Genomic DNA, 11,829 nt, shown 5'->3' with positions numbered 1-11,829 from the left:
ATTATGCCAGATTCTGTATTAGCGAGTTATTCATTTTTACCCTGGGTGAGACAAGGTTTAGGGAATGAAATCCTTGAAGCTGATTTTTTGGGAAATGCGATACCCAATAATGCTTCTGTTGAAAGGCCTGAGATCACCGTGACTACCAAAGTCAAAGCCTCAAAAGGAGAGACATCTCAAACTCATAGCATTACCAAAACTGTTAAAGTTCAGGGGCCAGGGGATGTTCTGGGGATAAATTCAAATTCAATTATCCGAGTTCATCCGAAAAAAGGTGTAACAAATTATGAAACGAATAATCTTTGTTATATCGAGTTTTATGAGGAGGATCTCCCTTGGAGGTTTACTCCAGCCAAACCTGTTGGGAATAAGCTAAGACCTTGGCTTGCACTTATTGTTTTGAGGGAGAATGAATTCGAAAAAAGTACTGGAGGTACTCCCACACCATTTATCAATATCACAAATGATGCCTTACCGAGTGTTTTTTGTAATGAAAAGGATACGTTTGCGTTAGCTCATGTGCATGTTTTGGAGGATTTAGGTGATAGTCCTTCCAACCCTGCTAATCAACTTTCAAATAAACTTTCCAAAAATCCTGACTTAGCTCTTTCAAGAGTACTTTGTGCAAGAAAACTCAAGTATACAAATCCAAACCCATCTTTGGATTATGATCCAAATTTGTATCATGCATTTCTAGTACCCGCATTCGAAACTGGGCGACTTGCCGGATTAGGGTTAGATACAGAAGGAGTTCCAGCCCAAAAGTCCTCTTGGTCCCGATCAGCAATAAATGGTGGTACTAATCCTTCGAGTTACCCTTATTATTTCACATGGACATTTAAAGTAGATGAAGGCGGTGATTTTGAAAGTTTAGCGCAGCTTCTTGAAGCCAGAGAACTTCCCGAGAATATTGGGAAACGAGAAATGGAAATGACTGACATAGGTTTTGGTATTAAACCTGTGGGTGAAGATGCTGTAGGGTATGTGGAAGGAGCCATGAGACACCCTGATTATCAAACGGCACCTTGGCCTATGAGTGATCAGGATCTGAAAAATCAATTAAGGGATGTTCTGAATTTATCTTTTAATCTTCAGGATACAGCTCCCCTGGTGAATCCGTCATTTTTTTACTCACCACTTGTGGAAGAAGATCCTATTATTACGCCACCTATTTATGGGAAATGGCATAAAGGTATCTTAAAACTATCTGCAAATAGTAATGATTGGATTCATAGGATAAACCTTCATCCCAGTAACCGATCTGCTGCTGGTTTGGGAGTACAGGTTGTTCAAAAACATCAGGAGAAATTTATGGAGATGGCCTGGGAGCAGATCGGTGATATTAATGAAGCAAATCAAAAAATTCGTGAGAGTGAATTAATGAAGCGAGCAACCAAGGCGCTTGCAACAAAGAAAGTATTTAAGCTAGATAAATTTGATTTGATCAATGCTACTGGAAAAGCTTTTGAGATGATGAAACTTGATCCAGCGAATACGATCAAAAATGCAGTTAAAAAGTCTACCGTACCAACAGCGATACGATCGGGTTCATTTTTGAAAGTTGCTAATAATTTCACGCCAACTGCACTGATGAACAAAGGCAAAGACGGGGCTTTTGATATTTTAAATAAAAGCTTTTATCAGAATTTAAATAAACCTATCGGTGCTGACGGGAAAATCTCGGCAGCTCCAGTCAAGAGTGAGCCAAAAATAGTGTTACCTACTTTAAATGCTTTAGAGGCGATAAACAGTGTGGTTTTAAACCCTCCTGTTTCTTTTATGGAGCACTTAGCAAATGCTATTTTGGAATTCCCAAATGTTAATTTTAACACTAATCAAGTATTGGCTAAGCTTCCTTCTGATTTTACGGAGGATCAAAAAGCTAGAGCAACTTCTATTTTGAATGGTATTACTAATAAAAGTTTAAAAGGTCAGGAAAGAAATTTGACTGTAAACTCAGAAATATTTGACAGCAAGATCAGTACGAATTTCCAAGAAGGTTTTTATGGCCCTGCGGATCAGGTTAAATTTATTAGAAAAGAAGTTCCAGCAGGTGATTCCTTTTATTTTAAGCATAGTGAAGTATTATTAGAAAGACAGAATTACTTAGATAGTTTTCAAAATAAATTCGTCTCTAAGGTAAATAATTCAAGTGTTGTAAAGGTCTTTAAAAAGCCCGTAAGAGCTGTTTTACCTTTGGATTTGCATGACAAAATAAGAGTCAAACTTGATCCAATAATTAATTTTAATAGAAAGCTTTCCTCATTTTTCACAGCTAATTTCATCAATAATAATAAGCCGATTATGGCTTACCCACGATTCCCAATCCCGGTTTATGACTATTTGAAGGAAATTTCGCCTGATTACATCATACCCAATATCAGTGAAATCGAACCGAATACCATCACCCTAATGGAAACGAATAGAGAGTTTATCGAATCGTTTTTGATGGGTATGAATCATGAGTTTTCAAGAGAATTACTCTGGAGAGAATTCCCAACTGACATGCGTGGGAGTTACTTCCGTCATTTCTGGGAATATGACAACGATCCGATGAACAGTGTAGAATTGGGGGATGATTATGAAGCTTATGTGGAGGCAATGCTCACAAATCAAAATGCGCGAGCTGACATCAAGGAAATCCATAAATGGAACAAAGCTTTAGGGAAAAATGAAGAGAAACCGGGTCCTGATCTGGTGCTTTTGATAAAAGGAGATTTATTGAGAAAATATCCTAACACATTAGTATATGCCCAAAAGGCAGTGTATAAAAATGGAAACCCAGCTTTGCCAAGACAATTAAGCGATTATGAGGTAGCTAAAAATGTGAAATGGCCAATAATCAGCGGTAGTATAGAGCCCGATGTATATTTCTTTGGTTTTGAATTATCTCAAGAAGAGGCAAATGGGAACCGAACGAATAACCCGGGATGGTTCTTTGTTCTCAGAGAAAGACCTGGCCAAGTTAGTTTTGGATTAGATGACTTAGATGGGGCTTTAGATAACACGCCAGATAATTGGGATCAAGTGACTTGGGAACATATTACTGGCAATGCAGCAAATCAGCCACCTTATTTAAAAATTAATGGAGTGAATATTAATCTCAGTCCCGGTGGAACCGGCCCAAGAGCTGCTCAATGGGGTGCGAGCAGCAGTGATATGGCTTATATTCTTTATCAATCCCCAATTCTTTTTGCACGTCATGCTTCGACCATGCTAAACGATTAAGCACTATGCCAATCCCTGAAATTGTAGGAAAATATAACGATCCAATTTTTCATCAAATCAAGACTGCTTTTAATCAGAAAAGTGATGATTTTCCTGTTTTAATGCTTCCGGTTCGTTTGGAGACTAAGTTTATGACTTATTCCAGAATAGTTAAACCCTTAGCTCCTGGAGTAGGAAAAACCAATGTGGCGGTTCAGGATATTTATAAGCTGATTTATGATATTCAAGTCTTTTTCAATTCTGCAGAAGAGAAAAAAATAAAAGTTCCAGAAGTCGGTAGGACTATTGGTACCTATCAGAAAAGTGTTCAGAAAATCACAGAAAAATTAAATAAAATAGAGGAGGCCAGTAGGGCCGATAAGGTGGTTTTGAGGGATGCTGTTCAAGATATCTCTGCAATTGTCACCTCGATAGAAGTAGCTAAAACTTTGGATAAATCTAAAACTGATTTAAGCCAAGAAGTAGAAAACTTAAGTAAGGCGGTGGAGCGAATTAAAACTCCATCCCGCAATATTTATGAAAAAGGAAAATTATACTTAGGTGCTTTAGAAAAGCTCGAAAAAAGCATTGATGCTATTTTTGTTTCCAATAAAATCAACGCTGCAACCCTTGATCAGGAACTTGCCAATATTGAAAAGCAGATAGAGGAAATGGATGTCATTGCTGATTCACCCGATTTTAGGGCGACGGATGATATGGTTAAGAAAATACAGAGCAAAATTTCCTATATCAAGAGACAACATAAAAGTGGCAATGTCCGATTGACCAACTTCAAAATTGGTTACACGGGTAAAAAGAATTTAAAGAAAGAGGAGTATGAATTAAGGAAAAAGATTAATACCCTAAAAACCAAAATCGATAAGGAAACAGTTCCTGTTGTAAAGTTTCGCGAGACATTGAAAACCTATCCTATCAAGCAATTGAATAGCTTAATAGTTAAGGCTAATTTTTTCCTAGCAGCAAAGAATAGGATCGGTATCAAGGATTATAAAACCTTATCAGGTGTTCAAAAGGAACTGTTTTCTCAATTAAAGGTAATCCATAAGAACTCTCAATTACCATTAAACGGTGATTTGAAGGAGGTTAATCTTCTGAAATCCAATTATGCAACCTTAAAAAAACAGCTATTGGTTTTTCAGAGCCTATCAAAAAAAATCAAACCTAAAACCAGTATTGAAAAAGCAACCATAACAAGGCTTAACAGTCAATTAGCCAGTTATTTGAAAGACTTCCAAGAACTGGAACCAGGGTTTAAAAAAGTTGAAAATCAGATTTTGGCAGAAAACAAAATACGAACCAGTAGTTTGTCTTCTGCAGCCACTCGGAATCAGATTTTAAATGCCAGAGATACCATTAAATTAAGTGCAGAAAAGCCGCCGCAAGAAAGCCTAGTGGTTCTTAATAAACAACTTTCCGATCTTCAGAATAAGATAAAAACTACGACCTCCAGCACCATACTTTTACCACGTGGGGAATATGATCAATTGAAAAGCGCTTATTTCAGCCTGAGAGATCAGGTGAAAAATGTTCTCGATGCAAATCCCCTTCCTGAAGCAAATAACACACGAACAGAGGTAGAAGGGACCTTAATAAACATAGAAAATCAAATTCTTGATCAACTAGTAGATGTAAATGACCCTAGAGATCGATTTTTTGAAGAATACCGAAACAAGATCATTTTCACAATGGAAACTGTGGAGGTAAATGAATTATGGGTTAGGATTTTTCCAGATGATATTGCAATAGATAATCATGACGAGCGATTAACAGACGATGAAGAAAGGGTAGCACGTGATTTTTACTATGAAGTTTACAGCAAAACTGAATCAGAAAGAGCAGCTGCCAAATTAGGGGCATGGAGAGCAGCGGCCTCTAGTTTGGGGGTGAGAAGGGCTGCTTATGCCATTCGAGCAGTTGAGCCAAAAGAAATAAAAACAGGAAAAATTCAAACTATTAGTAATTCTCTTGAGAAATTTTTGATTAAGAATCTTGGCTATGAGAAAAAGAGAATATCAAAAACCAAGACTGAGGCAAGGATAACGAATTTGATTGAAAGCTTCGAATCTGCACCAACTCAAATTAAAAAATTATTAAGTAAGACTAATTTTTCTCCTTGTATTGAGACTAAAGCCACTTTAGATCAAGCGATATCTTATTTCAGAGAATTGATAGACCAGCTTAATAGTTGGGTGACACCCCGAACTTCTCCAGCGCAAAAATCTCAAATTGAGAAATTGGCGATGCTGATTAATGAATCCGGAAGGATTGTTTATGAATATTATAAAACTCATTTAATAGAGCTGAATGAGCCATTTAAACCAACTTTGACTTTTCCGGAAGTGGAAAAGAAAACCAAAAGTTGGGATAGGGCTGGTTTTACAGAAGCTTTACCAGATCGTTTTGTAGTAATTACCAAAAGAAATAACCAATACCAGCATATAGTTACAGGGAAGACGGTCCAAAAACCTCTTCCGGTAAGTTTAGACCCTAGCGGAGATCAGGCAGAAAAATTCAAGCATTTGCCAAATGGCGATTTGGAAATTCCAGATGAAATAAATTGGATGTTTGATTTTAATGCGGCAGTGGAAGCTGGAATGGCTGTAAAAATCCCTTTGGATAAAGATGATTTTGTCAGAGGGTTTGATCTGGTTATGGCTTATGGAGTCCAAAATAAGGATGCAATTGAAAGCCAAAAATTGATCAATAAGCTATTTACAAATCATCTTTATAGTGATGGTGGCCTGGAATATTTGCCTGCTGGGACTGCAACCAATAATACAGAAAATGTAAAATCGCCTTATCGTGCCTTGGACAATGATATGGATGGAGCCTTTGATTTATTTTTCTCTGAAGATACTCCTCAATATTTAAATAGTTTTGATTCTAGTAATGAGTTAAATATAACTGATGGTCAATTCTTTAAAGAGGCCATTGGACTCCCTAATGATATTGCTGACTTCATTCGGAATCATGATAAAAAGGATATCTGTAATGGTCGTGCGATGAATCGTGCATTATTCAATTCTACTCTGAAGTATTATTTCAATGTGATGGTCAATAATCTTTTGGAGGATTTTGATATTACTCAGACCATGTTGTTCATGCTTAATCACGTATCTGGATTAGGCACCATACCAATCTTCCGTGTGGATAATCAACCTTACGGAGTTCTACCTGTTACTCCTATTAAGTTATTCAAATCCCAAGGAAGTACTAATAAAGGAACGGAATCAAATTATATTAAGAATCTGACCTTGTTTTTAAAACAGACTAAAGTGGCATTTGAGATTTTTAATGAGGATGCGATTAACATCAATAGTGATAAATACGGTACTGACCCACAAGCTGAGTTTTTGAAAATTTTGGGAATGGAGCCTCTTTCTAAGGAGTTTTTCTTCCGTTTCGGCGTCAATGCCGCAAATAGATGGCAAGAACCTGAAGAAGAGGGATTAGGATTTAATGTAAACTGGGATCATATCATAGATAAATTCAGCCCTTCAGAAATAGGAGCAAATTATAACTTACTCTTAAAGGGATTAGGGCATACTACCTCTGCTACACAGTCCAATGCTATTTCAAAAACCAATATTTATAAAAACAGATTTACCGAGGGGAATTTTATACTTGGCCATTTAGTACAGGATCCTAAAATCGGGACAGAAAAACTTGCGACCACTGACAAAGGGAAGAATTACATCGAATGGCTACTTGAAACAAGTAATTTGGCGGATTTGGTCCAGTTAAAATTTTCCGATCTGCCCAAAGTAGAAGTAGATGGCGAGCAACAAGTCCAATATTCAGTTTTGATGGCAATGTTACGAGGGGCTTGGGTTTATGATCGCAGTATTTATGCCCGTAGGGCATTGGAAAAAATCAAGGATTTAGATGTAGAGGACTTAGAAAGATTATTGGCTTCGCATATTGACTTGGTGAGTTATCGTTTAGATGCTTGGTTGACTGGTTTATCTGATTATCGATTAAGGGAATTGCGAAAAGTTAAGTCTACGGGCACTTACCTAGGGGCTTATGGTTTTGTTCATGACTTAAAAAAATCAGAAGGTCCTGATATTGTTAAAAGTAATTTACCAAAAGGCCTAGAGTCATCAAATGGACAGGAAGTAAAAGAGTTGGCGGATAGCCAAGGTTTTATTCATGGTCCAAGTATGAACCACGCAGTGACTGCTGCAGTTTTGAGGGCTGGTTATAACTCTATTAAGGATAAGGGTGATGGAAATAATGCTCTCTCGATAAACCTGACTTCCAAAAGAATAAGAATGGCTCTTCATTTATTAGAAGGGGTAGGGAATGGCCAAGAGACAGGAGCGCTTTTGGGGTATATATTTGAAAGAGCCCTCCATGAAAAATATGATGATGGTTCAGGCAAACCTTTGGAGATGGATGTCTATATCTATCGATTGAGGAGAAAATTCCCGACATATTCAGATTCCTCAGTCGATCCTACAGACACAACGCAAGCCGAAGCAGTCAAAGCGGCAAATGTTGTAGATGGCTTGGCATTGGTAGATCATATTGAAAGTGAGCTTGATAAAGCTGGATTATGGAATCCGGATAAAACTTTTGTTGAAAACATCATCAATGATCAAACTTCACCGGTAAGCTTCAGAGGTTACCCGTGGGGATTAGCAAGCCAACTTCCAAACCCTGCAAATCCAAGTACGGGGTCAAATGCTAGTCTTGAGCGTAAAAAACTAAAAGCAATTGTACATGAGTTAGATAACATGGCAGATGCGATTGATTCACTTGGGGATTTGGTCACTGCAGAAGGAGTTTACCAATTAGTTCGTGGAAATCATGTGAGAGCTAGTGCTGTCTTGAACTCGATTTCGGAGGGAAAAGTACCGCTTGACCCTGAGATAATAAAAAGTATGAGACAAGGAGTAATGGTTACCCAAAGGGCCTTACTTCAGATTCTAGTTGCTTCAAATTCTAATTCCCCTTGGGCAGGAATACCTGTTAGTCCTAAAAGTAAAGCAGAACCATCTTTGAATAATTGGTTGGCTTCAAAAATCGGTGATCCTGTTAAGATAAGCTGGAAAGCTACTTTTGGAGATACAGAAACAAGTATGAATTTAGTAGATCTGGGTATGCAGGCTATTGATTTGGTGCTTTTGATTACAACAGGTGGGGATGAAAGTCAAAATGAATTACAAGCAAGGGCAATTGATTTTCTTAAGCAAAATGGAGCCACGGAAAATGATAAAATTAAATTAAGTTTTAATGAAGCAGCCAGTTCTTCTGATTTAAGTTTCGGAGAGATTGTATCCCTTTTACAGCATTTGGGAAAAGTTATTGGAGCTGCCAGAGGAGCAGATGCGAGAGATTACAGAATTGCAGAAGATGATTTGAATTTTGGACCGGTTGCCCCGGGAATTGATACAGACGATCTGCTGGCTAGAATGAATGAGGCAATGACTGATTATCAAAATCTTTTTGATTCTTTGTCTCCTTTTGAATTATCAAAGACTACTTATAGCCAGTCTGAGCGCGAATTGGCGATTAGTTCTTTAGTATCATTGACAGAATATGGATTTTCTGGATTTTACCCAACAGACTCAAATGAAGATATCTTGACATTGGCACAAAGGATAATTTCCGCCAAAACTAAAATGGCAGAAAATATTGCATTTGCTCAGGCAAAATTTTCAGAATTGGAATTAGAGGTGGATCAAGGGAAATGGGTGAGTTTTACGGCTGATTTTTCATCTAAATTCTTTGGTCGCGGTTTCAAAATCCTTCCTAAAGTCACGATATCAAACGAGGCAGATCTTACCGGACAGATGAATTTAACTGTAACGGAAGGCCCACTTCGAAATCACGCTGAAAACTATCCTCAAGACTGGTGGTCTGGAATTTCATTAGTTAGAAATAGGTTGGGTCATCTAGAAACAGTTTCGATGTTAGGAGAAGTTTTCCAGGAAGATTCGATCAGTTTAAAGCCAATTCAGTTACCATTTGATATGAATAATCTTCCTCCAGTCGATGAAAGAGATTATTGGCTTGGGGCTTCCTATCCGGAGACTTTTAAACCAGATGGAGATAGGTTGTCTTTGTTGATTTTTGAAAGGGAAAACTTACAGCAAATCAGTGTAGGATTGTTACTAGATGAATGGATGGAAATAATTCCAGATGAGAAAGAAACCACGGGAATTGCTTTCCACTTTAATCAGCCGGATTCCAGAGCACCTCAAAATCTTTTACTGGCTGTTCCTCCTGAAAAAACAGGGACTTGGGATTTTGAACAATTAGCGCTATGCGTAGAAGAAGCTTTTAATCTTGCAAAATTAAGATCGGTGGAGCCTGATCAAGTTGATGATTCAATGTTCTCCCAGTTGCTTCCTGCCACGGCTACTTTAGCATTTGGTGATGATAAATTTGCGCAGGAATTGGCATCCTCAGATGACAATCCAGATAACGACCCTCAACCTGGGGATGAGGAAAGCCTAGGCTATTTCATTGATTATACAAGTGTAAATGTTGGACATGAACCGGAAGAATTATCATGAGTATTAAATATCAGGCATGTGAACCGTTTAGGGCGTATAACCGAATAGAAGGACGTCCTCGAGAGGAAGAATTAGATGACTCTTTGGCTGCAAAAGTCCATGATCCATTATGGATGCTAGCAAGACAATTCCAATTTGGAGAGCTGAAGGGAGAAGATGCGGGGTCAGCAATTTTCGCTAAAGTTGCCATAAATACTGTAAGGATGACGTCTTTTACAGGCGCAAATGGGCTAAAAACTCCTTATTCAGAAGCTATCCCACTCGAAACAAGAGTGGAGCGGATAATCCCTGATATTGATCTAAAGATGGCAGTAAGGCTTGGAAAAAAGTTTTTACAGGTATTAGATGAGGTGGGAGGAAATGCTCCTACTAGCCAAGGTTATACGACCGGCATGTATAAAAATCAATTTTTAGAAAAGTATCCTTTTGTTTTACCTGAAATCGAAGATGGAGAAACGGCACAAGAGACTACTGTAAAAGCAAGGAGTTTAAGTTTGCAGCAAGCTTCTTCATTTCTCCGTGCTATGGCTGGAAGAGCTGTAAATGGCCGTGGACTCTGGTTAGAACTTGACCGGGATTTTTCTAAAATCAACAATTTTGTATTAGCGGGGAGTCAAACTCCTAGTCCTGATAAGTTTATACTTTCGAAACATAAGACAATAGCTCAAGATGCTGCTAAAAAATGGATTGATTATGTCGTAAATGAATTGAATTTACCTGAAAACAGTCAGGATGATTCTTGGTTAAATAATCGGTTAGAATATACTTTTAAGACAACAATTGACGAAGGAAATGGAACTCAAACAGAGCTAAAAGCAGATGAATATTTCCAAGGTCATCTTGATTGGTATTCATTTGATGTTGCGAAAGAAAAAGAGGAAGGAAGCAGCTCCATCGATGAAACTATAAGAAAAAGAGAAGTATTGACCGTAATACCATCTGAGGCAAGCTTTGCGGGAATGCCGAATTCAAGATGGTGGGAAATGGAAGATGGTTCTATCGATCTTGGGAATTTAAAAGCTTCTGATACAGATATTGCAAAAATACTCGTGACCCAATATGCGCTTCAGTATAGCAATGATTGGCTCTCAATTCCTTATGATATACCCACTGGGACATTTGCTGAAGTAGAGGGAATTTTGGTCAGGGATACTTTCGGTCAAAATTACTTTGTAGATGCGGCTCATAAAAATGGGGAAAGCTGGAACGAATGGAATATGTATTCCCTAACAGTTGATAAAGGGGAATTTGAGGCACCTGCATTTGATAAACGAATATTGCTTCCTGCAGCAGCTGTCAAGACGCTAGAAAGTGAAGCAATTGAAGAAGTTAAGTTTATCAGAGATGAAATGGCGAATATGGTCTGGGGAATTGAATCTAGAATTCCAGATAGTTTAGGAGGAGGTATGGATGGATACGAGGCTGCAAGTAACCTAAACTCAGAATTTGAGAGACTTATTAAGGAAGAAGAAGTTGCGGATGAGATAGTATTGCCTGAAATCAATTTGAATGCTATAGATAGTAGAGCGACAACATATAAGCCCCAGTTGAAATATCAATTGGGAAATAGCGTAAGTGAAAATTGGATTCCATTTATTGCTGTTCATCAGAAAGGCTCAAACCGCGAAATTCATTTTCAAAGAGCATCTATGCCCAGAATATTGGAAATATTTGAACCACATGCTATAAGACCAAGAACTCAACTTTTAAGAGATGGAATCAATGAAGATGACAGTCAAAAAACGCCATTTTTCATTAATGAAGAAGAAATACCTAGATCTGGTGTGAAATTGACGGGGACTTATCAGAGAACAAGGTGGTATAATGGAAAAATTGTATCCTGGTACGGAAGAAGGAAAAGGACAGGTCGAGGGGAAGGAAGTAGCGGATTACGGTTTGATTTAGTATTGGATAATAAATAGTAAATCCTTAAATTAATGGTATTATAAATGAAATTTAAATATTTAAGATAAACGCACTTCGGTGTTAGGAATCTGAGCAAGCAAGAGAAGAAAACAAGAAATTGAAACTTGAATAACAGCAAAACGAAGAGTAATGCATTGACACTCTGTAGGCA

At 37.8% G+C, this 11,829-nt stretch carries 3 protein-coding genes; all 3 read left to right on the top strand.

Features of this window, described 5'->3' with window-relative positions:
• Positions 1-3: 3 nt before the first annotated feature.
• The 3 genes from FHS59_RS21170 to FHS59_RS21160 are packed head-to-tail and all read left to right on the top strand — an operon-like array spanning position 4 to position 11,674.
• Positions 4-3,228 (top strand): hypothetical protein, encoded by a 3,225-nt coding sequence (locus FHS59_RS21170; protein WP_184497959.1) that lies wholly within the window; start codon positions 4-6, stop codon positions 3,226-3,228.
• A 5-nt stretch (positions 3,229-3,233) separates the two neighbouring features.
• Positions 3,234-9,752: a rhoptry family protein gene (locus tag FHS59_RS21165; RefSeq protein ID WP_184497957.1), complete on the top strand. Its 6,519-nt coding sequence runs from the start codon at positions 3,234-3,236 to the stop codon at positions 9,750-9,752.
• Positions 9,749-11,674: a hypothetical protein gene (locus tag FHS59_RS21160; RefSeq protein ID WP_184497955.1), complete on the top strand. Its 1,926-nt coding sequence runs from the start codon at positions 9,749-9,751 to the stop codon at positions 11,672-11,674. Before FHS59_RS21165 ends, FHS59_RS21160 begins: the two co-directional genes overlap by 4 nt.
• The last annotated feature ends 155 nt before the right edge of the window (positions 11,675-11,829 follow it).

It is taken from the genome of Algoriphagus iocasae, from assembly GCF_014206875.1.
GTDB classification, from domain to species: Bacteria; Bacteroidota; Bacteroidia; order Cytophagales; family Cyclobacteriaceae; genus Algoriphagus; species Algoriphagus iocasae.
This window is presented reverse-complemented; position numbering and strand designations above follow the sequence as displayed.

Bases quoted from the DNA above. Each gene is read 5' to 3' on its own strand.
- FHS59_RS21170 (WP_184497959.1), top strand. From the start codon at position 4: ATGCCAGATTCTGTATTAGCGAGTTATTCATTTTTACCCTGGGTGAGA.
- FHS59_RS21165 (WP_184497957.1), top strand. From the start codon at position 3,234: ATGCCAATCCCTGAAATTGTAGGAAAATATAACGATCCAATTTTTCAT.
- FHS59_RS21160 (WP_184497955.1), top strand. From the start codon at position 9,749: ATGAGTATTAAATATCAGGCATGTGAACCGTTTAGGGCGTATAACCGA.